At 65.9% G+C, this 24,736-nt stretch carries 18 protein-coding genes; 7 read left to right on the top strand and 11 right to left on the bottom strand.

Going from position 1 to position 24,736, the window contains the following annotated elements:
- Window position 1: 1 nt before the first annotated feature.
- Together ACJA3S_RS18700 and ACJA3S_RS18705 are read right to left on the bottom strand one after the other, a co-directional pair.
- The gene (locus ACJA3S_RS18700; RefSeq protein WP_406819562.1) at window positions 2-6,469 is read right to left on the bottom strand and encodes an amino acid adenylation domain-containing protein; all 6,468 of its coding nucleotides are present in this window, start codon (window positions 6,467-6,469) and stop codon (window positions 2-4) included.
- A gap of 181 nt (window positions 6,470-6,650) precedes the next feature.
- Complete coding sequence (locus ACJA3S_RS18705; RefSeq protein ID WP_406819563.1) at window positions 6,651-7,634, bottom strand: TauD/TfdA family dioxygenase; 984 nt, start codon at window positions 7,632-7,634, stop codon at window positions 6,651-6,653.
- A 181-nt stretch (window positions 7,635-7,815) separates the two neighbouring features.
- On the opposite strand from ACJA3S_RS18705, the gene azu reads away from it, so the two are divergent.
- Complete coding sequence (azu, locus tag ACJA3S_RS18710) at window positions 7,816-8,265, top strand: azurin (RefSeq protein WP_406819564.1); 450 nt, start codon at window positions 7,816-7,818, stop codon at window positions 8,263-8,265.
- Between the two features lie 27 nt (window positions 8,266-8,292).
- Window positions 8,293-9,945, top strand: coding sequence for a cyclic peptide export ABC transporter (locus ACJA3S_RS18715; RefSeq protein WP_406819565.1), 1,653 nt, complete (start codon window positions 8,293-8,295; stop codon window positions 9,943-9,945).
- Between the two features lie 224 nt (window positions 9,946-10,169).
- Here the strand turns inward: ACJA3S_RS18715 and ACJA3S_RS18720 are convergent, their stop codons facing one another.
- On the bottom strand, window positions 10,170-11,105 hold the full coding sequence (locus ACJA3S_RS18720) for an aspartyl/asparaginyl beta-hydroxylase domain-containing protein (protein ID WP_225778809.1): 936 nt from the start codon (window positions 11,103-11,105) through the stop codon (window positions 10,170-10,172).
- 172 nt (window positions 11,106-11,277) lie between these two features.
- Window positions 11,278-12,252, bottom strand: a complete 975-nt coding sequence (gene cysK / locus ACJA3S_RS18725) for a cysteine synthase A (protein WP_406819566.1) — start codon at window positions 12,250-12,252, stop codon at window positions 11,278-11,280.
- A gap of 134 nt (window positions 12,253-12,386) precedes the next feature.
- On the opposite strand from cysK, the gene ACJA3S_RS18730 reads away from it, so the two are divergent.
- The 3 genes from ACJA3S_RS18730 (at window position 12,387) to ACJA3S_RS18740 (ending at window position 15,728) form a co-directional block, all read left to right on the top strand.
- Window positions 12,387-13,466 (top strand): DUF748 domain-containing protein, encoded by a 1,080-nt coding sequence (locus tag ACJA3S_RS18730; protein ID WP_406819567.1) that lies wholly within the window; start codon window positions 12,387-12,389, stop codon window positions 13,464-13,466.
- Window positions 13,467-13,690: 224 nt separating this feature from the next.
- A complete protein-coding gene (locus tag ACJA3S_RS18735; protein ID WP_225778812.1) occupies window positions 13,691-14,536 on the top strand; it encodes a MoxR family ATPase in 846 nt (281 codons plus the stop codon).
- Window positions 14,537-14,549: 13 nt separating this feature from the next.
- Window positions 14,550-15,728 (top strand): vWA domain-containing protein, encoded by a 1,179-nt coding sequence (locus ACJA3S_RS18740; RefSeq protein ID WP_406819568.1) that lies wholly within the window; start codon window positions 14,550-14,552, stop codon window positions 15,726-15,728.
- A 114-nt stretch (window positions 15,729-15,842) separates the two neighbouring features.
- Here ACJA3S_RS18740 and ACJA3S_RS18745 read toward each other — a convergent pair whose 3' ends face one another.
- The 4 genes from ACJA3S_RS18745 to ACJA3S_RS18760 are packed head-to-tail and all read right to left on the bottom strand — an operon-like array spanning window position 15,843 to window position 19,515.
- Entirely contained in the window at window positions 15,843-16,760 is a 918-nt protein-coding gene (locus tag ACJA3S_RS18745) for a biotin-dependent carboxyltransferase family protein (RefSeq protein ID WP_406819569.1), read from the bottom strand.
- Entirely contained in the window at window positions 16,757-17,443 is a 687-nt protein-coding gene (pxpB, locus tag ACJA3S_RS18750; protein ID WP_406819570.1) for a 5-oxoprolinase subunit PxpB, read from the bottom strand. The genes ACJA3S_RS18745 and pxpB overlap by 4 nt, the downstream gene beginning before the upstream one ends.
- Window positions 17,440-18,219 (bottom strand): 5-oxoprolinase subunit PxpA, encoded by a 780-nt coding sequence (locus ACJA3S_RS18755; protein WP_406819571.1) that lies wholly within the window; start codon window positions 18,217-18,219, stop codon window positions 17,440-17,442. Before ACJA3S_RS18755 ends, pxpB begins: the two co-directional genes overlap by 4 nt.
- Before the next feature lie 9 nt (window positions 18,220-18,228).
- Window positions 18,229-19,515: an MFS transporter gene (locus tag ACJA3S_RS18760; protein WP_406819572.1), complete on the bottom strand. Its 1,287-nt coding sequence runs from the start codon at window positions 19,513-19,515 to the stop codon at window positions 18,229-18,231.
- Between the two features lie 128 nt (window positions 19,516-19,643).
- Here ACJA3S_RS18760 and ACJA3S_RS18765 point away from each other — a divergent pair, with 128 nt between their 5' ends.
- The gene (locus tag ACJA3S_RS18765) at window positions 19,644-20,555 is read left to right on the top strand and encodes a LysR family transcriptional regulator (protein ID WP_225778818.1); all 912 of its coding nucleotides are present in this window, start codon (window positions 19,644-19,646) and stop codon (window positions 20,553-20,555) included.
- A gap of 188 nt (window positions 20,556-20,743) precedes the next feature.
- On the opposite strand, the gene ACJA3S_RS18770 is transcribed toward ACJA3S_RS18765, so the two are convergent.
- The 3 genes from ACJA3S_RS18770 to ACJA3S_RS18780 are packed head-to-tail and all read right to left on the bottom strand — an operon-like array spanning window position 20,744 to window position 22,560.
- Window positions 20,744-21,265, bottom strand: a complete 522-nt coding sequence (locus tag ACJA3S_RS18770; RefSeq protein WP_170031417.1) for a DUF2937 family protein — start codon at window positions 21,263-21,265, stop codon at window positions 20,744-20,746.
- A 9-nt stretch (window positions 21,266-21,274) separates the two neighbouring features.
- Window positions 21,275-22,048 (bottom strand): class II glutamine amidotransferase, encoded by a 774-nt coding sequence (locus ACJA3S_RS18775; RefSeq protein ID WP_406819573.1) that lies wholly within the window; start codon window positions 22,046-22,048, stop codon window positions 21,275-21,277.
- A 14-nt stretch (window positions 22,049-22,062) separates the two neighbouring features.
- A complete protein-coding gene (locus ACJA3S_RS18780) occupies window positions 22,063-22,560 on the bottom strand; it encodes an MFS transporter (RefSeq protein WP_186687855.1) in 498 nt (165 codons plus the stop codon).
- A 92-nt stretch (window positions 22,561-22,652) separates the two neighbouring features.
- On the opposite strand from ACJA3S_RS18780, the gene ACJA3S_RS18785 reads away from it, so the two are divergent.
- A complete protein-coding gene (locus ACJA3S_RS18785; RefSeq protein WP_406819574.1) occupies window positions 22,653-24,695 on the top strand; it encodes a S9 family peptidase in 2,043 nt (680 codons plus the stop codon).
- Window positions 24,696-24,736: the final 41 nt, after the last annotated feature.

Below are 24,736 nucleotides of genomic sequence, written 5' to 3' on the forward strand. Positions count from 1 at the left end.
GTCAGGCCTCGGAGAATGCGTTCATCATGTGTTCGATATCGCTCAGGCCGTCGTCAGTCAGCGACAGGCCCTGCTCGTCCAGTGCCTGGGCGAACGCGCGCAACTCGGGGTGGGTGAAGATCAGCTGCAGGGGCATGTCCAGCCCCAGCTCCAGGTTGATCCGCGATACCACCTGGGCAGCCAGCAACGAGTGCCCGCCCAGTTCGAAGAAGTTGTCGTTCAGGCCAACCCGGTCAACGTTCAGCAATTGCGCCCAGAGGCTCGCCAGTTGCTGTTGCCGCGCGGTCTGCGGCGCCTCGTAGGCGTGTTGCGACTGGCCCAGGTCAGGCATGGGCAGCGCCTTGCGGTCGAGCTTGCCGCTGGGGGTCAACGGCATGTCCGCCAGGGTCACCAGGCAGGCCGGGACCATGTAGTGCGGCAGGCTGGCCCTGAGGTGCTGCTGCAACGCCAGGCGCAGGTCTCCGTCGTGGCCCTCGACCGGCACGGCATAGGCACACAGCTGCTTGCCGCCGGGCAGGTCGATGGCCACCACGGTGGCTTCGCGCACGCCCGGGTGCGCCCGCAGGCACTGCTCGATCTCGCCCAGTTCGATCCGGAAACCACGCACCTTCACCTGGTGATCGACGCGGCCGCGATAGGCCAGCTGGCCGTTCTCGTCGTAGTAGCCGAGGTCGCCGGTGCGGTACAGGCGGCCGCCGCCCAGCGGGTCGAACGGGTCGGGGATGAAGCGCTCGGCGGTGAGCGACGGCTGCTGGTGGTAACCACGCGCCAGGCAGCCGGCACCGCCAATGAACAACTCGCCAGGCACGCCGCTCGGGGTGGGTGCCAGGCCCTCGTCCAGGGCATACAGGGTGCGGCCCGGCAAGGCGCGGCCAATGGGCACACCGCCCTGGCCGATCTGCGCCGCAGTCATCTGCGAACAGTCATAGGTGGTGGCGACCACGGTGGCTTCGGTCGGGCCGTAGGTGTTCAGCAGGCGCACCGCTGGCGGGCCATCGGCCAGCCAGGCACGCAAGGCGTCTTCCGGTACCGCTTCGCCGCCGACATGGATCTGTTTCAGCCGCCCATAGGCCTCGGGGCTGCGGCGCTCCAGGGCCAGCAGGCGCCAGTAGGCAGCCGGCAGGTCAGCCACGGTCACGCCGTAGCGGTTGATCTCAGCCAGCAAGGTGGCCGTGTCCCAGACCCGCGCGTCGCGCAGGACCACGCAGGCGCCTTGGGCCAGCGGTGGGAAGAATTGCTCGATGAACCCGTCGAAGCTGAAGGTGGCGAACTGCAGCATGCGGTCGTCCGGGCCCAGGCGCGAATACTGCGCAGCCACCTGGCAGAACAGCGCCAGCGTGTGATGCTCGATGGCCACGCCCTTGGGCAGGCCGGTAGAGCCGGAGGTATAGATCAGGTAGGCCAGGTTGTGCGGCGCAGCCAGGTTGGCCAGCGGCTCGGCGGGCCAGGCCTGCAGCCACTCGCTACCGGTCTCCAGCAGCACGCAGGGCAGCTGCCTGCCCGCTTGCAGGCGCTCACGCGAGGCCGCATCGGCCAGCAGCAGGCCGACGCCGCTGTCTTCGATCATCCAGGCCAGGCGCTCTTGCGGGTAATCCGGGTCCAGCGGCACGTAGGCGCCACCCGCCTTGTGTATGGCGATCAACGCCAAGGCCATGCCCAGGCCACGTTCGACGGCCACGCCAACCAGGCGTTCCGGCCCCACGCCCAAAGCCCGCAGGCGGTGCGCCAGCTGGTTGCTGCGGCGGTCCAGTTCGGCGTAAGACAGTTGCTGATCGGAGCAGATCAGCGCTGGCGCATCGGGCCGTGCCCGCGCCTGGCGCTGCAGCAGCTGGTGCGCGCACAGGCCGCTGGCGGCCTGGCGTGGCGGGTTCCAGCCGTAGACCAGTTGCTGGCGCTCGGCAGCGCCGAGCAAGCCCAGTTCACCGATGCAGCGCTGTGGCTCGGCGCAGATGGCCTCCAGCAGCGCCAGCCAGTGCCCGGCCATGCGTTCGATGCGCGCTGCGTCGAACAGGTCGGTCGAGTAGTTGAATGATGCCGTCACCCCGTCCGATCGCTCCAGGGTGTTGAGCGAGATATCGTATTGCGCGCCCGGCTCCGGCAGGTCTACTTCCTTGACCTGCAAGCCGTGCAACGCATCGCTGGCCACCTGCTCGCCGAGGTCGCGCAAGTGGTTGTAGAGCACCTGGAAGAACGGGTTCACGCCCTGCTTGCGCTCCGGGTACAGCGCCTCGGCCACCTCGAGGAAGGGCACGTCCTTGTTGGCCTGGGCCTGCAAGGTGGTTTCCTTCACCGCCGCCAGCAGCTGCGCGAACGGCTGGCTGCCATCGACGTCGATGCGGGCCACCACCACGTTGATGAAGAAGCCGATCAGGCCTTCCAGCTCCACGCGGTTGCGGTTGGTGACCGGCACGCCGATGTTGAGCCTGCCCTTGCGGCTGTAGCGCGCCAGCACGATGGCATAGGCCGCCAGGAACACATGGAACAGCGTGGCATTGGCGGCCAGCGCCAATGCCCGCAAACGCTCACTGAGGGCCTGCGGCAGGCGCACGTCGAAGCGGCTGCCACGGTAGCTCCTGGCCTGTGGACGAACACGGTCGGCCGGCAGTTCGAGCACCTCGAAGTCGTCTTCCAGACGCATCTTCCAGTAATCGATCTGCGCCTGCATCTGCCCTTCGGCCAGCCACTTGCGCTGCCAGGCGGCGAAGTCGGCGTACTGTACCGGCAACGGTTCGGGGGTGTGCAGCTGGCCGCTGGCGGCGGCGTTGTAGGCGGCGGCGAACTCGCGCACCAGCAAGCTCATCGACCAGCCGTCGGAGACGATATGGTGCAGGGTCAGCGACAACAGGTGCTCCTGCTCCTGCACCTTGAACAGGCGCGCACGCAGCAGCGGGCCACTCGCCAGGTCGAACGGCACGAAGGCCTCGTCTTCCAGCTTGCGTATCTGCGCGGCGTGGTCCTGGCCGCCGAGGTCTTCGAAACCGATCACCACCGGGGTTGCTGGCAGGATGCGCTGCCAGGGCAGGCCATCTGCTTCCACGAACACCGTACGCAGCGATTCGTGGCGGGCCACCAGGGCGTCCAGCGCTGCCTGCAGCGCCGCACGGTCAAGGTTGCCCTGCATGCGCACCGCCATCGGCGTGTTGTAGGCCAGGCTGTGCGGGTTGAGCTTCCAGAACAGCCACTGGCGGTGCTGCGAGCGGGACACCGGCAGTGGTTGACTGCGGTCGAGGATTTCGATGTCCAGGCCGGCGCCCTGCTCAGCCTCGGCCACTGCCTGGGCGAAGCGTTGCAGGTCGACAGTGTCGAACAAGCTGCGCAACGGAATATCCAGACCCAGTTGCTTGCGTATCCGCGACACGGCCTGGGTGGCCAGCAGCGAATGCCCGCCGAGGGCGAAGAAGTTATCGCCCAGGCCTACCTGCGGCACGTGCAGCACCTCGGCCCAGATCTGCGCCAGCTGTACTTGCAGCGGGGTCTGCGGGGCCTGGTAGGCCTTGTGGCTGGCGCCCGGCTCCGGCAGCGCCTTGACGTCGACCTTGCCATTGGCGGTGACCGGCAGGTGCTCCAGCAGCATCAGGTGGCTCGGCACCATGTGCTCGGGCAACAGGCCTGCAAGGGTGGCACGGATCGCGTCCTGCCAGGCCAGGCTGTCTGCCGGTGGCTGGCTGGGCACCAGCCAGGCGGCCAGCTGCAGGTGCGGCGCCTGGCCATGGACGCGGACCAGGGCGGTGGCGACGCCGTCGAGTGTGCGCAGCTGGTTTTCGATTTCGCCCAGTTCCACGCGATAGCCCCGGATTTTCACCTGGCCATCCATGCGCCCGGCAAATTGCAGCTCGCGGCCTTGGCGCACCCAGTCACCGCTGCGGTACAGGCGCTGGCCATGGCTGCCGTTCGGGTCGGGGACGAATCGTTCGGCGGTGAGTGCGGGGCGGTTCAGGTAACCCCGGGCCAGGCCGGCACCACCAATGTACAGCTCGCCCTTGGCCTTGGCCGGCAGCGGCTGCAGGCAAGGGTCGAGCAGCGCAACGCGGGTGTTGGCCAGCGGTTGGCCGAGGCTGGCTTGCCCGTTCAGTTCGGCCACCAGGACACCGACGGTGGTCTCGGTCGGGCCGTAGTGGTTGAACACGCTGAGCGCCGGCGCCAGCTCGCGAACCTTGGCCAGCAGGCCCGGGCCGCAGGCTTCGCCGCCGAGCACCAGGCACTGCGCCGGCAACGCCGAACGGCCAGCCGCCAGCATCGCCTCCAGGTGCGACGGCACGATCTTCAGCGCATCCACCTGATGCTCGGCCAGGTAGGCAGCGAAGCCTTCGGCATCCAGGACCTGCTCGCGTGACAGCAAATGCAGGGTATGGCCGCCGCACAAGGCGCCGAACAGCATGGTGTGGCCAAGGTCCGCGGCCGGGGTCGAGACCTGCGCCATGCTGCGGATACGCTCGACCGGCAGGCGCGCGGCGATGCCATCGACATAGTTGGCCAGGGCCGCGTGGCTGATCGCCACGCCCTTGGGCTGGCCGGTGGTACCGGAGGTGTAGATGACATAGGCGAGGTTGCCCGGGGCCGGGGCGACACGGGTACCGCTGCCGCTGGCGGATTGCGTCCAGTCCAGGCGCTGCACCGCGCCGGGAAGTTGCGCCTGCCAGTCACCGGGCGCCAGCAGCAGTTGCGTACCGCTGTCGGTGAGCAGGTAGGCCAGGCGCTCGGCAGGTTGCCCGGGCTCCAGTGGCAGGTAGGCGCCACCGGCCTTGAGCACACCGAGGATACTGGCGAGCATGCCGACGCTGCGGTCGGCCAGTATCCCAACCAGCGTGTCCGGCCCGACCCCGGCTTCGACCAAGCGGTTGGCGATGACCTCGGCTCGGCTGTCGAGTTCGGCGAAGCTGGCCTGCTCGCCCGCGGCCATTACCGCCTGGCGTTCGGGGTGACGGCTGGCGGCGGCGGCAAAGCGCTGGTGGACCAGCAGGGTTTCGCCAGCCTGCACAGGCGCGTCAATGGCAGCGGCCAGGCCGGGCAACGGCAGCTCGCCGACGGCGCCAACCGCTTCGTCAGCCAGGGCCTGCAGCAGGGCCTGCCACTGTTCGCCGAGGGTTGCGATGGTGGCCGCATCGAACACATCGGTGGCATAGGTGAACGCGGCATGGAGTTGCCCCGCTCGCTCGTGCGTGTCCAGCGCCAGGTCGAAGCGAGCGCTTTGCCTGGCCAGCGCGATCGGCGCCAGGCTCAGGCCGCTGCGGGTTTCGATGGCCTGTACATCGGCCACCTGCGCCTGGTGGTTGAACAGCACGCGGAACAGCGGGCTGTCGCTGCTGCGCGGCAGGTCCAGGGCCTCCACCAGCTGTTCGAACGGCAGGTCCTGGTGGCTTTGTGCGCCTACCGCAGTTTCGCGCACGCACTGCAGCAGGCCGGCAATGTCCAGCAATGGGTCGATCTCGGTGTGCAGCACCTGGGTATTGATGAAGCAGCCGATCAGCCCCTGGCTTTCCGCTCGGTTGCGGTTGGCGATGGGCACGCCGACGCGGATCGCCGACTGGCCGCTGTAGCGCTGCAGCAGCAGCTTGAAGGCGGCCAGCAGGGTCATGAACAGGGTGACGTTGTGCTTGCGTGCCAGGCCGCGCAGGCGCTCGGCGACATCGGCGGCGATGACGAACTCGTGGCGCGCACCGCGATAACTGGGCCGGCCCTGGCGGCTGCGGTCCAGTGGCAGCTCCAGCGGCGCATGGTCGTCGCCCAGGTGCGCCCGCCAGTAGGCCAGCTGGCGTTCCTGCTCGCCAGCCTGCAGCCAGCTGCGCTGCCACAGGGCGTAGTCGCGGTACTGGATCGGCAACGGTTGCAGGGCGGCATCGGTGCCGGCCACGGCGGCGTCGTAGAGGCGCAGGAATTCGTCGATCAGCACATTCATCGACCAGCCATCGGCGACGATATGGTGCAGGGTCAGCAGCAGGACGTGTTCCTGAGCAGCCAGTTGCAGAAGGCGCACGCGCAGCAGCGGGCCGCTGGCCAGGTCGAACGGGGCCAGGGCTTCGGCTTCGGCGATGGTCTCGATGGCGGCCTGGCGGGCGTCCTCGTCCAGCTCGGCCAGGGCATCCTGGCGCAGCTGCAGTGGGGCTGCAACGGCGTCCACCTGCTGGCGGACGTCATCGCCGTCGGCGACGAAGCGGGTGCGCAGGGTTTCGTGGCGGGCCACCAGGGCATCGAAGGCGTGTTGCAGGGCGGCCAACTCCAGTGGGCCGTGCAGGCGTACGGCCAGCGGCAGGTTGTAGGCCGCGCCCTGTGGGTCGAGCTGCCAGAGGAACCACATGCGCCGCTGGGCGTACGACAGCTGGTCACGCTCGGCCACTTCGACGCCTGGCGCGATCGGCAGCACCGAGAAGTCCATGCCCTCGCCCTGCAGTGCCTTGAGGAACAGGCGGCGCTTGTCGGGAGCGAGCGCGATGAAGCGGCGGGCAAGCTGGAGGGTTTGATCAGCATTCATGTCGAGCGGTGTCCTGGCAGTCGAGCGGTAACTGTCAGACGAAGGCATGGGGGGCTGATTTAGGGGCGGCGGGTGATCGGCTTGGGGGGTGTGGCGCCAGGGCGATCGAGCGCCGCCCGCATGGCGCATCGCGAGCTGCGCTCGATCGCTCGGGCACCACAAAACCCCAGCCATGCACCTGTCAGCCCAACCCCTCACGATGCCCCTGCGCCATCGCCACCACCACCTTGCGCTTGCCGGTAAACGGCGACCGCGCATGCGCCGCAAGCATGTTGTCGAGCATCAGCACATCATTCGGCAGCCAGGGGAAGCTGATGGTGCAGTCATCCAGCACCCCGCGCACTTCATCGAGCAAGGAATCCTCGATGGCCGTGCCGTCGGCGTAATACACGTTACGCGGCAGGTCCTCTTCCTCGACAATGTCCATCAACGACTCGCGCACCTCTGGCTGCAGGTTCGACACATGGAACAGGTGCGCCTGGTTGAACCACACGTCCTCTCCGGTCAGCGGATGCCGCGCCACCACCTGGCAGCGCTGGCGAGTGCGCAATTCACCGTCGTCCTTCCAGATGCACTCGATGGCATGCGCCCGGCAGTAAGCCTCGACCTGGCGCGGGTCTTCGCTGTTGAACACCTGCGACCATTCCACGTCCAGGCCGTTGCCATAGTTGCGCACGTACATCAGCCCTTTTTCCACCAGCCGCTGACGAATGCGCGCCGGCATGCGCCGGTACACCTCGCGGCTGTCGGCAATCGGTGTCTCGCCACCGGTCTCGGCGGGGATCACGCTGTAGAACCAGATCTTCATTGGCCATTCCAGGGTGTAGGCCTGCTCGTTGTGTAGGGGAATGCGCTGGTGCGCCGGGTACTCGGTGGAGGTGTACACGCCTTGGGTCACGTTGCTGCGCGGGGTAGAGCCGAACTCGTAGTTGAGCAGCGGGTGGCCAAAGGCCGCGGCGAACTGGCGGAAGGCTTCGGCGCCCGCCACCTCGAAGCCGCGGAACAGGATGCCGCCGGCCTGCAGCAGGTGGCGGTCCACCAGCGGCTGCAGCTCGACAAACGCATCCAGCAGGTCGATGCCCGGCTCCGGCGCGCGTACTAGCAACGGCAGGTTGCCGCGCGCGGCGTCCAGGGGTTCGATCGCGAAGCTCAGCAGTTCACTCATGTCCGGTCACCTCAAGCCAGGGCCGCGTTGGCGGCGAAATCGGGATGTGCGCCATGGCAGCGCCTGACTAGATGAACGAGCGGCCCTGCGGGAAATTCACCAGCCCCGCAGCCGCAGGTAAAGCCACGGCGCGCCGGTTCGTCTGAACGATGTGCACACTTTTATCGCCCAGGAACCGTACATGACTCGCCAGCTCCTGCTCCTCACCCTGCTCGCTGCTGCCCCGGCCGCCTGGTCGGCGCAACGATGCGCCGTGGAAATCCATGGCACCGACCAGATGACGTTCGACAAGCCCGCCATCAGCGTGCCGGCGGCCTGCAGCTCGTTCACGGTCACCCTCACTCACCCTGGCGCGATGCCGAAGAACGTGATGGGCCACAACTGGGTGCTGAGCACCCAGGCCGACATGCAGGGCGTACTGGACGACGGCCAGAAGGCTGGCGAGGTGCAGGACTACATCAAGCCTGGCGACAGCCGGGTGATCGCCCACACCCGCCTGATCGGCGGCGGCGAGCAGGACAGCGTCACCTTCGATACCAAGCTGCTGAAAGCCGGTAGCGCCTACAGCTTCTACTGCTCGTTCCCGTTCCACAGCACCTTGATGAAGGGCACCCTGACCTTCGGCAGCTGACCCACTCCACCAGCGAGATCACGCTTCATGAAAACCTCTTCTCCCGGGGCCATCCGCGAACTGCTGGGCCTGCTTCAACCCTACCGCACGGCGGTGCTGACCTCGGTACTGCTGGGCATGCTCGGCGGCCTGGCGGTGACCGCCCTGCTGGCCACCGTCAACCAGGGCCTGCATGCATCGGGCGGCATGAGCCAGGGCCTGCTGCTGGCCTTCGCCGGCCTGTGCCTGCTGGCCCTGGTCAGCAGCGTGGCCGCTGACAGCGGCACCAATTATGTCGGCCAGAAGGTCATCGCCCGGCTGCGCAAGGACCTCGGCGCCAAGGTGCTGTCGGCGCCGATCGAGCAGATCGAGCGCTACCGCAGCCACCGCCTGATCCCGGTGCTGACCCGCGACGTCGACACCATCAGCGACTTCGCCTTTGCCTTCGCCCCGCTGGCCATCTCGCTCACCACCGTGTCCGGCTGCCTGGCCTACCTGGCGTGGCTGTCGTGGCCGATCTTCCTCATTACCCTGGCGGCGATCGGCATCGGTAGCGGCGTGCAGTACATCGCCCGGCAAAAAGGCGTGGCCGGCTTCAACGCCGCGCGCGATGCCGAGGACAACCTGCAGAAGCACTACTCGGCCATCGCCGAAGGGGCCAAGGAACTGCGCATCGACCGCCGCCGCCGCCACGCCATGCTGACCCGCAACATCCAGGGCAGCGCCGATTTCATCGCCAGCACGCATATCCGCGCCATCAACATTTTCGTCGTGGCCAAGAGCCTGGGTTCGATGCTGTTCTTCGTGGTCATCGGCCTGACCTTGGCATTGCAGTCGTTGTGGCCAAGCAACGACCCGGCGGTGATGAGCGGCTTCGTGCTGGTGCTGCTGTACATGAAAGGCCCGCTGGAAACCTTGATCAGCAACCTGCCGATCCTCGGCCGTGCCCAGGTGGCGTTCCGCCGTATTGCCGACCTGGCCGAACGCTTCTCGTCGCCCGAGCCCCACCTGCTGCTGGAGCCACCGGCCGAACGCACCGCCCCACCCAGCGCCCACCTGGAGCTGCACAACGTCGAGTACAGCTACCCTGCGGTGGACGGCCACGAACCGTTCCGCGTAGGGCCGGTGAACCTGAGCATCGAGCCGGGGGAGATCCTGTTCATCGTCGGCGAGAACGGCTGCGGCAAGACCACGCTGATCAAACTGCTGCTGGGCCTGTATACCCCGCAGCGCGGCGAAGTGCGCCTGAACGGCCAGGCCGTGAACCCGCAGGGGCTGGACGACTATCGCCAACTGTTCACCACGGTGTTCGCCGACTACTACCTGTTCGACGACCTGCCCGAGCACGAACACAGCCTGCCCGGCGATGCCACGCGCTACCTGCAACGCCTGGAAATCGCCCACAAGGTGAGCGTGCGCGATGGCGCCTTCACCACCACCGACCTGTCGACCGGGCAGCGCAAGCGCCTGGCGCTGGTCAACGCCTGGCTGGACGGGCGGCCGGTGCTGGTGTTCGACGAATGGGCGGCAGACCAGGACCCGACCTTCCGCCGGGTGTTCTACACCGAGCTTCTGCCGGACCTGAAGCGTTTGGGCAAGACCATCATCGTGATTTCGCATGATGACCGGTATTTCGATACGGCGGACAAAGTGGTGCACCTTAGCCGGGGGAAGGTAGTCGAGGCATTGGAGCCGGCTTGATACGGCAAAGGGGGCTGCGCCCCCTCATCAACCACAATCTATAATCGCTCTATAGTCGGTCTATAATTCCCTATAAACGCCGAACCAGAGCGGTTTCCTGAGAGGACGCCGGGGGCGCTTTGCGCCCCTGTCGCGACACAAGGCCGCTCCCACAGGAGTATGCGATCACCTGTGGGAGCGGCCTTGTGTCGCGATGGGCTGCAAGGCAGCCCCAACAGGCAGAATCAGAACAACCAGCGATACAGCAGATAGGCCACCAGCACCGCCAGCACCGGCCGCAATACGCGGTAGGCCTTGGGGTTGGCGCGCTTGAACTGCTTCACCTGGGCGCTGATGCGGTTGCTGAAGCGCTTGCTCCAGGCATAGGCCTGGTTGATCCCGCCTACGCGCTCGTCGTCGGTGTTCTGCGGAGCGGTAGCACGGCCGAGGAAGGCGCTGACCTTGCGGTTGATGCGGGTCATCAAGGGGCTGCTCAGCGGGCGTTCGATGTCGCAGAACAGGATCACCCGGGTGACGTCGGTCTCGTTCTTCACCCAGTGCACGTAGGTTTCGTCGAACATTACATCCTCGCCATCACGCCAGGCGTACTCCTCGCCGTCGACGTAGATGCGGCAGGCGTCGGAGTTGGGCGTGGACAGCCCCAGGTGGTAGCGCAAGGAGCCGGCGAACGGGTCGCGGTGCGGGTTCAGGTGGCTGCCGCCGGGCAGCAGGGCAAACATCGCGCCCTTGACGTTGGGGATGCTGCTGACCAGCTCGACGGTACGCGGGCAAAGGGTTTCAGCCGAGGGCAGCGGCTTGTCGTACCACTTCAGGTAGAAGCGCTTCCAGCCTTTCTTGAAGAACGAACCGAAACCGGCGTCGTTATCCTTTTCGGCGGCGCGAATATAGCCTTCGTCGAACAGGCGCATGGCCTCTTCGCGAATTTCCTGCCAGTTGTCCTTGAGCACATCCAGCTCGGGGAAGCGCTGGCGATCCAGGTAAGGCTTGGATGGCACACCGGAAAACAGGTACATCAGGCTGTTATAGGGGGCGAACAGCGCCGAATGGTTGACGAACTGGCGCAACACCGGCAGGCGAGCCTTGCCGCGCAGGTGCACGAACAGCACGCTGCCGAAAAACACCAGCAGGACACCCGCCTTGGCTGCAAAGGAAAAGGTCATGCTTTCACTCCTTGAGGACGAGACAGCGCCAGGGGCCCTGCACTCCTGTAAATCATCCTGCCATCATAAACCGCTGCCGCCGGTGTAAAAACAGCCTGGGCGGCAACTCATTGATGAAGATTTTGCAATGAACCCGGCCAGCGAACGTTGCGCCGGGTCAGCGACAGGCCATTTACTGCTGGTTTTCCTGCTCGCTGAACATGTCGGCGAACAACATGCTGGACAGGTAACGCTCACCGGAGTCGGGCAGAATCACGACGATGGTCTTGCCCTGCATTTCCGGCTTTTCGGCCAGGCGCACCGCCGCTGCCATCGCCGCACCACAGGAAATACCGCAAAGGATGCCCTCCTCCTGCATCAGGCGGATGGCCATGGCCTTGGCTTCCTCATCGGTCACGGTCATCACCTGGTCGACCATCGACAGGTCGAGGTTCTTCGGCACGAAGCCGGCGCCGATACCCTGGATCTTGTGCGGGCTGGGCTTGAGTTCCTCGCCGGCCAGGGTCTGGGTAATCAGCGGCGAGGCCAGGGGTTCCACGGCCACCGAGGTGATCGCCTTGCCCTGGGTCAGCTTGATGTAGCGCGACACACCAGTGATGGTGCCGCCAGTGCCCACCCCTGCCACCAGCACATCGACCGCGCCATCGGTATCGTTCCAGATTTCCGGGCCGGTGGTCTTCTCGTGGATCGCCGGGTTGGCCGGGTTTTCGAACTGGCCGGGCAGGAAGTACTGGGCCGGGTCGGAGGCGACGATTTCGTCGGCTTTCTCGATGGCGCCCTTCATGCCCTTGGCCGGGTCGGTCAGCACCAGCTCGGCACCCAGCGCCTTCAGCACCTTGCGCCGTTCCAGGCTCATCGAGGCGGGCATGGTCAGCACCAGCTTGTAGCCACGGGCAGCGGCGACGAAGGCCAGGCCGATACCGGTGTTACCCGAGGTGGGCTCGACGATGGTCATGCCCGGCTTGAGCTTGCCGCTGCTCTCGGCTTCCCAGACCATGTTCGCGCCGATGCGGCATTTGACCGAGTAGCCCGGGTTGCGCCCTTCGATCTTGGCCAGGATGGTCACGCCGCGTGGGGCGATGCGGTTGATCTGCACCAGCGGCGTGTTGCCGATGGAATGGGCGTTGTCTGCATAGATACGGCTCATGGCAGGGGTCCTTGGCATGAAAGACAGCAGGGAAAGACCTCAAGGGTAAGCCCGCCCCGGTAGCCCGTAAAGCCCGTTCGAACTCAGCGAGCCGCGTTGCGGTCAACCGCACACGCTGCCTTGGAGACACGCTGATGAGAGCCCGTTACCGCTGGCCGTTGATCGGCCTGGCCAGCCTGATCGTGCTGTTGCTGGCGCTGCACCTGGCCCTGCCCTACCTGGTGCGCGACTACCTCAATGACAAGCTGGCCGACATGGGCGATTACCGTGGCCAGATAACCGACGTCGACCTGGCCTGGTGGCGCGGCGCCTACCAGATCAACGGGCTGAAGATCGTCAAGACCACCGGCAAGGTGCCGGTGCCGTTCCTCGACGCCCCGCTGATCGACCTGTCGGTAAGCTGGCACGCCCTGTGGTACGACCGCGCGGTGGTAGCCGAAGTGGTGTTCGACCGGCCTGAACTGAACTTCGTCGACGGCGGCAACAGGCAGAACTCGCAGACTGGCCAGGGCACCGACTGGCGCCAGCAACTGGAAAAACTGCTGCCCATCACCCTCAACGAGGTACGCATCGACGATGGCGTGCTGACCTTCCGCAATTTCAACTCGAAGCCACCGGTCAACCTCAAGGCCACCCAGTTGAACGCGAGCATTCGCAACCTCACCAACATCCGCGACGAGCAAGGCCGACGCGACGCCAGTTTCGATGGCACGGCGCTGATCGTGGGCGATGCCAAGGTGGAAAGCCGCGCCACGTTCGACCCGTTCAGCAATTTCGACGACTTCGAGTTCCGCCTGCGCGCCACCGGTATCGAGCTGCGCAAGCTCAATGATTTTGCCAGTGCCTACGGCAAGTTCGACTTCAATGCCGGGCACGGCGACGTGGTGATAGAGGCCGAGGCCACCGATGGCCGCTTGAATGGCTACATCAAGCCGCTGTTGCGCGATGTGGATGTATTCGACTGGCAGCAGGATGTCGAGGAAAAGGACAAAGGCTTCTTCCGCTCGGTCTGGGAGGCGTTGGTGGGCGCGACCGAGACGGCATTGAAAAACCAGCCGAAGAACCAGTTCGCGACCCGCGTGGAATTGAGTGGCAGCGTACGCAAGCAGGACATCAGCGCCTTCGAGGCGTTCTTGCAGATCCTGCGCAACGGGTTTATCCAGGCATTCAATGCGCGCTACGAGCGTGACGCGCCGGATTCTGACCGAGGCTGACGTGACGGGGCATTCAGGGACTGAATAGCCGGTCTGCGTTTCCAGTCGGCGAACCCCGCGTTATAGTCGGTGACAAATCAAAATATGTACTGCTTGTGCTGGACTCTTCGCGGGTAAACCCGCTCCCACAGGTAACCCACCTTTCTTGAGGTTTGTGGAATACCTGTGGGAGCGGGTTTACCCGCGAAAGGGCCGGTGCAGGCTTCCAGCAGAGGACAGACCCCATGAAGTTCGAAGGCACCCGCGACTACGTCGCCACAGACGACCTGAAACTGGCGGTAAACGCGGCCATCACCCTCGAACGCCCCTTGCTGGTCAAGGGCGAACCCGGCACCGGCAAGACCATGCTCGCCGAGCAGCTGGCCGCCTCGTTCGGCGCACGGCTGATCACCTGGCACATCAAGTCCACCACCAAGGCCCACCAGGGCCTGTACGAGTACGATGCGGTCAGCCGCCTGCGCGACTCGCAACTGGGCGTGGACAAGGTCCACGATGTGCGCAACTACCTGAAGAAAGGCAAGCTCTGGGAAGCGTTCGAGGCCGAAGAGCGGGTGATCCTGCTGATCGATGAAATCGACAAGGCCGACATCGAGTTCCCCAACGACCTGCTGCAGGAACTCGACAAGATGGAGTTCTACGTCTACGAAATCGACGAGACCATCAAGGCCAGGCAGCGCCCGATCATCATCATCACCTCCAACAACGAAAAGGAACTGCCGGACGCCTTCCTGCGGCGCTGCTTCTTCCATTACATCGCCTTCCCCGACCGCACCACGCTGCAGCAGATCGTCGACGTGCACTACCCCAACATCAGCCAGGCGCTGGTCAGCGAAGCGCTGGATGTGTTCTTCGACGTGCGCAAGGTGCCAGGCCTGAAGAAAAAGCCCTCCACCTCCGAGCTGGTCGACTGGCTCAAGCTGCTGATGGCCGACAACATCGGTGAAGCGGTACTGCGCGAACGCGACCCGACCAAGGCCATCCCGCCGCTGGCCGGTGCCCTGGTGAAAAACGAGCAGGACGTACAGCTGCTCGAACGCCTGGCCTTCATGAGCCGGCGCGGCAACCGCTGACAGGAGCCGGGCCATGCTGCTCAACCTGTTCAATGAAATGCGCGCGGCCAAGGTGCCGGTGTCGGTGCGCGAACTGCTCGACCTGCACCAGGCCCTGCAGCGGCACGTGGTGTTCGCCGACATGGACGCGTTCTACTACCTCGCCCGCGCCATCCTGGTAAAAGACGAACGCCATTTCGACAAGTTCGACCGGGCCTTCGCGGCCTACTTCAAGGGTCTGGAAAACCTCGACCGGCACATCGAGGCGCTGATCCCCGACGACTGGCTGCGCAAGGAATTCGAGCGCTCGCTGAGCGACGAAGAGCGGGCGCAGATCCAGTCGCTCGGTGGCCTGGACAAGCTGATCGAGGAGTTCAAGAAGCGCCTCGAAGAGCAGAAGGAACGCCACGCTGGCGGCAACAAGTGGATCGGCACCGGCGGCACCAGCCCGTTCGGCTCGGGCGGTTTCAACCCCGAGGGCATCCGCGTGGGCGAGGCCGGCAAGCGCCAGGGCAAGGCGGTGAAGGTGTGGGACCAGCGCGAGTACAAGAACCTTGACGACCAGGTCGAGCTGGGTACGCGCAACATCAAGCTGGCGTTGCGCCGGCTGCGCAAGTTCGCCCGCGAAGGCGCCGCCGAGGAGCTGGACATCGACGGCACCATCGACCACACCGCACGCGATGCCGGGCTGCTGAACATCCAGATGCGCCCCGAGCGGCGCAACACGGTCAAGCTGCTGTTGCTGTTCGACATCGGCGGTTCGATGGATGCCCACGTCAAGGTCTGCGAAGAGTTGTTCTCGGCGTGCAAGACCGAGTTCAAGCACCTGGAGTACTACTACTTCCATAACTTCGTGTACGAGTCGGTATGGAAGAACAACCTGCGCCGCACCTCGGAGCGGTATTCCACCTTCGACCTGCTGCACAAGTACGGCGATGACTACAAGGTAGTGTTCGTCGGCGACGCGGCCATGGCGCCCTACGAAATCACCCAGCCAGGTGGCAGCGTCGAGCACTGGAACGAAGAAGCCGGCTACGTGTGGATGCAGCGCTTCAGGGAGAAATTCCGCAAGATCATCTGGATCAACCCGTACCCGAGGCAGGCCTGGGACTACACTGCATCGACCCATCTGGTGCGCGACCTGATCGAAGACAAGATGTACCCGCTGACCTTGCAGGGGTTGGAGGAAGGGATGCGTTACCTGTCCAAGTGATTTTGCCAGTGCCGGCCCTTTCGCGGGTAAACCCGCTCCCACAGGTCCCGCACAGGCCTCAAGGCTTGCGCCGTACCTGTGGGAGCGGGTTCACCCGCGAAGAGGCCGGCAGCCTTATCGCCAACGGCCCAGGTAAACCTGCTGCTCCCGCCAGGCCTCGTCCTGCACCACCGCCCGGAAGCGCACCACAGCCCCCGGCATGCACTGCGCCAGCCGTGCCAACGCCAGCGGCGTCAACGCCCCCAGCCGCGGATAGCCGCCAATCGTCTGCCGGTCATTGAGCAACACGATCGGCTGCCCGTCCGGCGGCACCTGTACCGCGCCCAGCGGGATGCCCTCGGAAATCATCGGCGCACCCTGATGCACCAGCTGCGGCCCCAGCAGGCGGATGCCCATGCGGTCGGCGCGGCTGTCCAGCGTCCACTCGCGATTGAACGCCTCGAACAGGCTGGTACCACTGAACTCGCCAATCTGCGCGCCCATCACCAGATCGAGCACTGGCTTTTGCCGGTATTGCGGCCGCAGCGCTGGCGGCACCTCGCGCAGCGTCGTGGCGCTACCGGTGAAAGTCAGCAACTGGCCCTTGCCAAGCGCAGCCCCGCGGCCATCGATGCCGCCCAGTGCTTCGCGCACCACCGTGGCACAACTGCCCAGCACATCCGCCCCGAGGAACCCGCCAGGTGCCGCCAGGTAGGCCCGCACGCCCTGCTTCGGCTGCTGCAGGGTCAACCGCTGCCCCTTGGCCAAGGCAAAGCTGCGCCACGGCGCCAGCGGCTGATCATCGACCCGCGCATCCAGGTCGGCACCGGCCAGCGCCAGCACGCAATCCTTTTCCGCCACCACGCAGAAACCACCCAGCGCCACCTCCACCACCGGCGCAGCGAGGGGATTGCCCAGCAGCCAATTGGCCCAGTACATCGCCACCCAGTCCAGTGCCCCGCCCTGGGTCACGCCCAGATGGCGCACGCCGAAGCGCCCGCCATCCTGCAACTGGCACAGCTGCGTACCGGCCTCGATCTGCAATTGCTTCATCCTTGCGCCTCCACATCACCGCCCAACGCCACGAACTCGTTGCGCGAAACCGGCACGAAGCGCACCCGGTCGCCGGGTTGCAGCAGGCTGTAGCCCTCGCGCTCACGGTCGAACAGACGCACCGGGGTACGCCCGATCAGGTTCCAGCCACCTGGCGACACCGCCGGATAGGCCGCCGTCTGGCGCTCGGCAATGCCGACACTGCCGGCCGCCACGCGCTTGCGCGGGGTATTCAGGCGCGGGCTGGCCAGGCGTTCGTCCACCAGGCCCATGAAGCCGAAACCAGGGGCGAACCCCAGGGCGAACACCGGGTACTCACGCGCGCTGTGCAAGCGGATCACCTCGGCTTCACTCAAGCCGCTGCGGGCCGCCAGCAGCGGCAGTTCCGGGCCGACGCTGGCGTCGTACCACACCGGGATCTCATGGCGGCGACCAGCGCTGCCGGTGTCTGGCAGCACGCCTTCCAGTGCACGAAGGATCAGCGCCCTCGCCTCCCCCGGTGGCAGGTCGAACTGCACCATCAGCGTGGTATAGGACGGCACCAGGTCCAGCAGGTGCTCGCCGAACGCCGCGCGCAAGCGCTGGCTGGCGGCGAGCAGCCAGGGCATGTTGGCCTCGTCGATGCGTTCGAACAGGCGCACCATCAGGCTGTCGACGGCCACCACCTCGATCCGTGGGTTCATGGCGACTCCAGCGCTTCAAGGGCCTGGCGAATCTGCCGTACCGCCGCCACCGAGCTGTCGTTGTCGCCGTGCACGCAGAGGGTACTGGCCTCCAGTTGCAGCGCGCTGCCGTCGTCGGCCACCAGCGTTTCACCGCGGGCAAGCCGTAGCGCCTGGTCCACTACCAATGCCGGGTCGTGGTGCACCGCGCCGGGCAGGCGCCGCGACAGCAGGTGGCCGCTGGCGGTGTAGGCGCGGTCGGCGAACGCCTCGAACCACAGCGGCACGCCGATTTCATCGCCCAGCGCCTGGGCCGCACGATTGTCGGCGGTGGCCATCAGCATCAGCGGCAGGTCGCCGCCGTACGCCGCCACGGCTTCCAGCACGCTGCGCAGCTTGAGCGGGTCGGCCATCATGTCGTTGTACAGCGCGCCGTGGGGTTTCACATAGGCCACGCGGCCACCCTGCACCTTGCAGATACCGTCCAGCGCACCGATCTGGTAATGCAGCAGGTCGCGGATTTCCTCCGCGCTGCAGGCCATGGAACGGCGACCGAAGCCGACCAGGTCCGGGTAGGCCGGGTGTGCGCCAATGGTGACCCCGTGCTCCAGCGCCAGGGCCACGGTGCGGCGCATGATGCCAGGGTCGCCGGCGTGGTAGCCGCAGGCGATGTTGGCGCAGTCGATAAACGGCATGACCTCGGCATCCAGGCCCATGCGCCAGCTGCCGAAACTCTCGCCCATGTCGCAGTTGAGTAGCAGGCGTTTCACCGCTCGGCCTCCCATGTGGTTGTTCATATGCCTACCTTACCGCGCCTGCAGCTGTTTGCCGCGGGTTTCCGGCAGGCTCAGTGCGGCCAGGATCACCACGCCGTAGGACACCGCGGAGAACACGCCGATGCCCAGGCCCAGCGGCACCTTCTGGCCGAGCACGCCGATCAGCAGCGGGAACAGCGCCGCCACGACCTTGCCGATGTTGTAGCAGAAGCCCTGCCCCGAACCGCGGATGCGCGTGGGGAACAGCTCGGTGAGGAACGCGCCCATGCCGCTGAAGATGCCCGAGGCGAAGAAGCCCAGCGGCAAGCCCAGCCACAGCATCACGCCATCGCTGACCGGCATTTGCGTGTACAGCAGCACGATGACGAACGAGCCCACGGCGAACAGGATGAAGTTCTTCTTGCGCCCGAGCAGGTCGGACAAGTACGCGCTGACCACATAACCGATGTAGGAACCGACGATCACCATGGCCAGGTAGCCGCCGGTGCCCAGTACACTCAGGCCGCGTTCGCTCTTGAGGAACGTCGGCAGCCACGAGGTGATGGCGTAGTAGCCGCCCAGCGCACCGGTGGTCAGCAGCGACGCGCGCACGGTGGTCCAGAGCATGCCCGGGGCGAAGATCTCGTAGAAGCGCGAAGGCGCCTCGGCGTCTTGCACGGCCTTGGCCTCGCGATACACCTCGGGGTCCTTGACCAGGCGGCGCACGAAGATCACGAAGATCGCCGGCACCAGGCCCAACAGGAACAGCGCACGCCAGGCCTGCTCTGCCGGCAGCCAGGAAAACAGCAGCGCGTAGAGAATGGCGGTGAGGCCCCAGCCAAGGGCCCAGCCGGATTGCACCATGCCCACCGCCTTGCCACGGTCCTGGGCACGGATCACCTCGCCGATCAGCACCGCGCCGGCGGTCCATTCGCCGCCGAAGCCAAAGCCCATCAGGGTACGAGCGACCAGCAGCTGCTGGTAGTTCTGGGCGAAGCCGCAGAGGAAGGTAAAGAAGGCGAACCACAGCACGGTCAGTTGCAGGGTGCGCACCCGGCCGATGCGGTCGGAGAGGATGCCGGCAATCCAGCCGCCGGCGGCCGAGGCGATCAGTGTGCTGGTGTGGATCAGCCCGGCCTCGGTGGTGCTGATGCCCCACAGCACGATCAGCGTGGGGATGACGAAGCTGAGCATCTGCGTGTCCATGCCATCCAGGCCATAGCCGATCTTGCAGCTCCAGAAGGTGCGTCGTTGCTGGGAATCGATGTCGCGGTACCAGGCGAATGGCCCGGTCGATGAGGAGGGACTGACCTGCTGCTGCACGCCGGTGGGGTTCATGGTTGCCTCGGCTTGTTGGTATTGTTTTACGGGCGACACAGGGTCGCGGCCTGGGCATCATTGTTCAGAGGCCACGCCAGCTGCGTCCAACGAGAAAAACCGCCGGTCTGGAACAAGAAAAACTGATCATGAACCTTCGTTTCCTCGAAACCTTCGTCTGGGTTGCCCGGCTCAAGAGCTTCCGCCTGACTGCGGAAAAGCTGTTCACCACCCAGGCCTCGGTGTCCAGCCGTATCGCCGCACTGGAGGCCGACCTGGGCGTGAAGCTGCTGCTGCGCGACTCGCGCGGGGTCAGCCTGACCCCGGAAGGCAGCAAGGTGCTGGAGTATGCCGAGCGCATGTTGGAAACCGCCAAGGCCATGAAGCAGTCACTGGACAGCGACCGAGCCAAGGTCGGGCGCATCCGCATCGGGGTCATGGACACGGTGATCCACACCTGGATGAGCGCGCTGGTGGCCGAGCTGAGCGAACGCTACCCGCAGGTGGAGATCGAACTGGTGGCCGATACCGCGCTGAATCTGCGCGAGCAGTTGCAGAAGGGCTTTCTCGACGTGATCCTGCAGACCGACCTGGTGCGCGAGCAATCGATCCGCAGCCTCGACCTGGCGCGTTACCCGATGGGCTGGATCGTGGCGGCAGGCTCGCTGCAGCAGCGCGACTATGCCTCGCTGGCCGAACTGGGGCGTGAGCGCATCATCACCTTCTCGAAGAACTCACGGCCGCACCAGGAGGTGCTGAGCCTGCTGCAAGCCGCGGGTGCCGAAACGCCGCGGTTGAACTGCGTGAACTCGGTGGCGGCGATTACCCGTTTGCTGCGCGACGGCTTTGGCATTGGCGCGTTGCCGCCGGCGCTGGTGGATGCCGAGTTGAGCCGCGGTGAGCTGGTGTTGCTGCAAGGGCTGCAACCGCCGCCAAGCCTTGAACTGGTAGTGGCCTGGCAGACCGGGGTGGCGTTGGTGGATGAAGTGGTCGGGGTGTGCCGGCAGGTGCTGCAAGGGTATGCGCGGGATGTGGGCGGGCAGCGGATCGTGTTGGTCTGAGCGTTTGGCTTTCTCGAGGCCGGCTGACACGATCCTTGTAGGAGCGGCCTTGTGTCGCGAAAGGGCTGCAAAGCAGCCCCGGCAATCGCTGCATCGCTGCTGAGCCCCTGGGGCCGCTTTGCGGCCCTTTCGCGACACAAGGCCGCTCCTACAGGGACCGCGCCAGGCCACGGATGAGTGCAGGTGAATCAGCGCCAGCTCTCTTTCACCGCCCTGCGCCGCCCCCCCAGGATCACCCAGCCAATCCCCAGCAGCAGGCTCTCCACCACGAAAGCCAGCACGAACCCCGCACCCAGCCCCCAGCCAACCGCCTCGGGCACCAGCAGTATCTGATAGCTGTAGCTGTTCAGGGTCTCTTCCCGCAGTTGCGGGTCGGCCTGCACCAGCACGTGCCAGGTACGTTCGGCCCATGAGCCTTGCAACGCCTGCCATTCGTTTTCCAGCAGTTCGTTACGGATCATCAGGCTTTCGATGCTGTTGGCATCACTGAGGAATACCGGGTCGTCGCTGCTGCGGTAGTGCCGCAGCAGCGCCTGCAAGTCACCGTTGAAGAAGCGCTCGGCCGTCTGCCGGAAGCCATCGAGCGCCTCGCGCGACTCGAACAGGTGCGCCTCGACCCGCTGGCTGTAATCCTTGACCAGCCCCGGGACCTGGATGCCGGCCAGCAGGCCGAAGGTGAACAGCAGCAACCGCAGGTAACTTCTGAACATGCAGCGTCCTTAGCTCTGGCCGTGCGCCACGCATTCGCCGTGCCGCCACAAGGCCCATTGTCCCGGCGCGTAGCGCTGCCAGGTCTCGTTCTCGGTCAGGGCCTCGGTAGCGATGACCGTGACCACGTCGTTGGGGGTGGTTTCGGTGTGAAAGTCGACGATCAGGTCGACATCCTTCAACCGCGCCGCACCAAAAGGTGCACGCCGCGTGATGTGCACCAGCTTGGTCGAGCAGAAGCAGAACAGCCAGTCGCCGTCGCTGAGCATGCAGTTGAACACGCCAAGCGCCCGGTAGCCGGCACACGCTTCGACCAGCACCGGCAGCAGCTGTTCAACCGCAACCGGTTCGGGGAAGCTGCCGCGAATGCGGTTGAGCAGGTCGCAGAAGGCCGCTTCGCTGTCGGTGTCGCCCACCGGCCGGTAGAAACCAGCCTGGCCCTTGAAGTCGCCCAGCTGGCCATTGTGCGCGAAGCACCAGTTGCGGCCCCACATTTCCCGCACGAAGGGGTGAGTGTTGGCCAGGCACACCTTGCCGACGTTAGCCTGGCGGATGTGGCCGATGACCACTTCGCTCTTGATCGGGTAACGTTGCACCAGGTTGGCCACTTCCGACTCGCTGCTGGCGGCCGGGTCCTGGAACAGGCGCAGGCCACGCCCTTCGTAGAAACCAATGCCCCAGCCGTCGCGGTGCGGGCCGGTGCGGCCACCGCGCTGCATCAGGCCGGTAAAGCTGAAAACGATATCGGTGGGAACGTTGGCACTCATGCCCAGCAGTTCGCACATCGGCGTGTCTCCGCTTACAGACGGGGCTCGACCCGGCCACCGCCACGCAAGGCGGCAGGGCGTGGGTCGTCAAGATAGCGGTCGCGGCGCTCGGCGGCCAACGGCGCCTGGGCCGCGAGCGCGTCGTCTTCGGCAGCCTGGCGCTGGGCCGCGGTCTCGGCCTGGGCGCGGCGCTCGCGGGCGCGTTTTTCCAGCGGCCAGCGCAGCGCCACGAACAGGAAGTACAGGCTGAAGGCGAACATGCCGTACATGGCAAAGTCCGACACCGCGCGCCAGGCGTTGTTACCGACCTTGAAGGCGATGTCCAGCGCAGTAATGGCGATGGCCGGGGCGAAGCTGTCCTTGGCCGGGTCGACAATGGTCGGGGTCAGCAGCAGCACCGCCAGCACCACCCGCAACGGTTCGCGCAGCCAGCGCCACATCCAGCCGGTGAGTTTGAAGCCCACCAGCAGGCAGCCCAGGGCGGCAACCGCGTATAGGCCCCAGGCCAGGGTGTAGTCGTTCTCGGTCATGGTGTTCGTGCAAGCCAGGCAAAGAGATGCCTATGATAAACACTTTTCCGGGCGCAGACAGCGTCTCCCTGTCCCCAGCCAAGAGTTCCCCGATGCCGAACAAGCCTCAGCCACCCATTGCCCATGCCGACAACGCCACCGACCCCTATGCCTGGCTGCAACAGCGCGACAGCCCCGAGGTGCTGGCTTACCTGCAGGCCGAAAACGCCTACCAGGAAGCCTGCCTGGCCGACCAGGCAGTGCTGCGCGAGCAATTGTTCGAAGAGATCAAGGGCCGCATCCTGGAAACCGACCTGTCGCTGCCGACGCCCTGGGGCCCCTACCTCTACTACACCCGCACCACCGCCGGCGACGAGTACCCGCGCCACTACCGCTGCCCGCGCCCGGCCGATGACTCCAACAGCGTCGATGCAAGCCAGGAGCAATTGCTGCTCGACCCTAACGCCCTGGCCAATGGCGGCTTCCTGTCGCTGGGCGCGTTCAACGTCAGCCCTGACCATCGCCTGCTGGCCTACAGCCTCGACACCAGCGGCGATGAAATCTTCACCCTGTACGTCAAGGACCTGGCCAGTGGCAACGTCACCACCCTGCCCTTCGACGACTGCGACGGCAGCCTGACCTGGGCCAACGACAGCCAGACGCTGTTCTTCGCCGAACTGGACGACACCCACCGGCCCTGGCGCCTGCGCCGCCACACCCTGGGCAGCGATGGCGCGCAGACCGTGTTCGAAGAGCCCGACGGGCGCTTCTTCCTGCATTGCTACCGCACCAGCTCCGAGCGCCAGCTGGTGCTGCTGCTCAACAGCAAGACCACCAGCGAAGCCTGGGTACTGGATGCCGAAACGCCGCTGGCGCCCTTTACCTGCCTGGCGCCACGGGTCGAGGGCCACGAGTACTTCCCCGACCACGGCCAGCTTGACGGCCAATGGCGCTGGTTCATCCGCACCAACCAGGACGGCATCAACTTCGCCCTGTACCACGCGCCGGCCACACCGGTGCCAAGCCGCGCGCAATGGCAGGTGCTGGTGCCGCACCGTGAGGCGATCATGCTCGAAGGCCTCAGCCTGAATGCCACGGCACTGACCCTGAGCCTGCGCGAAGGCGGCCTGCCGATCATCGAGGTACGCCCCCAGGGCCTGCCGGCCTACCGTGTCGAGCTGCCCGACGCGGCCTACAGCCTGTACGTGCAGGACAGCCTGGAGTTCGCCAGCCCGCGCCTGCGCCTGCGTTACGAAGCGCTCAACCGCCCGGCCCAGGTGCGCCAGCTGGAGCTGGCCACAGGCGCCCAGGTGGTGCTCAAGCAAACCCCGGTACTGGGGCCGTTCGACGCCGATGACTATGTCAGCGAGCGCCTGTGGGCCACGGCAGCGGACGGTACCCAGGTGCCGATCAGCCTGGTCCGCCGCCGGCAGGACCTGGGCCAGACCGTGCCGCTGTACCTGTACGGCTACGGCGCCTATGGCGAAAGCCTCGACCCGTGGTTCTCGCATGCGCGCCTGAGCCTGCTGGAGCGTGGCGTGGCCTTTGCCATTGCCCACGTGCGCGGCGGTGGCGAGCTGGGCGAAGCCTGGTACCGCGCCGGTAAGCAGGAGCACAAGCACAACAGCTTCGGCGACTTCATCGCCTGTGCCGAGCACCTGATCGCCGAGGGCGTGACCGCCGCCGATCGCCTGGCCATCAGCGGCGGCAGTGCCGGTGGCCTGCTGATGGGCGCGGTGCTCAACCTGCGCCCCGAACTGTTCCGTTGCGCGGTTGCCGAAGTGCCGTTCGTCGACGTGCTCAACACCATGCTCGACCCTGAGCTGCCGTTGACCGTGACCGAGTACGACGAATGGGGCAACCCTGAAGAACCAGAGGTGTACGAGCGGATCAAGGCCTACGCGCCGTATGAAAACGTGAAGGCGCAGGCCTACCCGGCGATGCTGGTGGTGGCCGGTTACAACGACAGCCGCGTGCAGTACTGGGAAGCGGCCAAGTGGGTGGCGCGGCTACGCACGCGCAAGACCGACAGCAACCTGCTGCTGCTCAAGACCGAGATGGGCGCCGGGCACGGCGGGATGAGCGGGCGCTACCAGGGGCTGAAGGATGTGGCCCTGGAATATGCGTTCGTGTTTGGCCAGCTGGGTGTAGCTTGAGCTGGCTGGGGGCGCTTTGCGCCCCATCGCGACACAAGGCC

It is taken from the genome of Pseudomonas sp. KnCO4, assembly GCF_045344305.1.
GTDB lineage: Bacteria > Pseudomonadota > Gammaproteobacteria > Pseudomonadales > Pseudomonadaceae > Aquipseudomonas > Aquipseudomonas anuradhapurensis.

Bases quoted from the DNA above. Each gene is read 5' to 3' on its own strand.
- ACJA3S_RS18785 (WP_406819574.1), top strand. From the start codon at position 22,653: ATGCCGAACAAGCCTCAGCCACCCATTGCCCATGCCGACAACGCCACC.
- ACJA3S_RS18700 (WP_406819562.1), bottom strand. From the start codon at position 6,469: ATGAATGCTGATCAAACCCTCCAGCTTGCCCGCCGCTTCATCGCGCTC.
- ACJA3S_RS18705 (WP_406819563.1), bottom strand. From the start codon at position 7,634: ATGAGTGAACTGCTGAGCTTCGCGATCGAACCCCTGGACGCCGCGCGC.
- ACJA3S_RS18770 (WP_170031417.1), bottom strand. From the start codon at position 21,265: ATGTTCAGAAGTTACCTGCGGTTGCTGCTGTTCACCTTCGGCCTGCTG.
- azu (WP_406819564.1), top strand. From the start codon at position 7,816: ATGACTCGCCAGCTCCTGCTCCTCACCCTGCTCGCTGCTGCCCCGGCC.
- ACJA3S_RS18735 (WP_225778812.1), top strand. From the start codon at position 13,691: ATGAAGTTCGAAGGCACCCGCGACTACGTCGCCACAGACGACCTGAAA.
- ACJA3S_RS18755 (WP_406819571.1), bottom strand. From the start codon at position 18,219: ATGAACAACCACATGGGAGGCCGAGCGGTGAAACGCCTGCTACTCAAC.
- pxpB (WP_406819570.1), bottom strand. From the start codon at position 17,443: ATGAACCCACGGATCGAGGTGGTGGCCGTCGACAGCCTGATGGTGCGC.
- ACJA3S_RS18740 (WP_406819568.1), top strand. From the start codon at position 14,550: ATGCTGCTCAACCTGTTCAATGAAATGCGCGCGGCCAAGGTGCCGGTG.
- ACJA3S_RS18720 (WP_225778809.1), bottom strand. From the start codon at position 11,105: ATGACCTTTTCCTTTGCAGCCAAGGCGGGTGTCCTGCTGGTGTTTTTC.
- ACJA3S_RS18780 (WP_186687855.1), bottom strand. From the start codon at position 22,560: ATGACCGAGAACGACTACACCCTGGCCTGGGGCCTATACGCGGTTGCC.
- ACJA3S_RS18775 (WP_406819573.1), bottom strand. From the start codon at position 22,048: ATGTGCGAACTGCTGGGCATGAGTGCCAACGTTCCCACCGATATCGTT.
- ACJA3S_RS18715 (WP_406819565.1), top strand. From the start codon at position 8,293: ATGAAAACCTCTTCTCCCGGGGCCATCCGCGAACTGCTGGGCCTGCTT.
- ACJA3S_RS18730 (WP_406819567.1), top strand. From the start codon at position 12,387: ATGAGAGCCCGTTACCGCTGGCCGTTGATCGGCCTGGCCAGCCTGATC.
- cysK (WP_406819566.1), bottom strand. From the start codon at position 12,252: ATGAGCCGTATCTATGCAGACAACGCCCATTCCATCGGCAACACGCCG.
- ACJA3S_RS18745 (WP_406819569.1), bottom strand. From the start codon at position 16,760: ATGAAGCAATTGCAGATCGAGGCCGGTACGCAGCTGTGCCAGTTGCAG.
- ACJA3S_RS18765 (WP_225778818.1), top strand. From the start codon at position 19,644: ATGAACCTTCGTTTCCTCGAAACCTTCGTCTGGGTTGCCCGGCTCAAG.
- ACJA3S_RS18760 (WP_406819572.1), bottom strand. From the start codon at position 19,515: ATGAACCCCACCGGCGTGCAGCAGCAGGTCAGTCCCTCCTCATCGACC.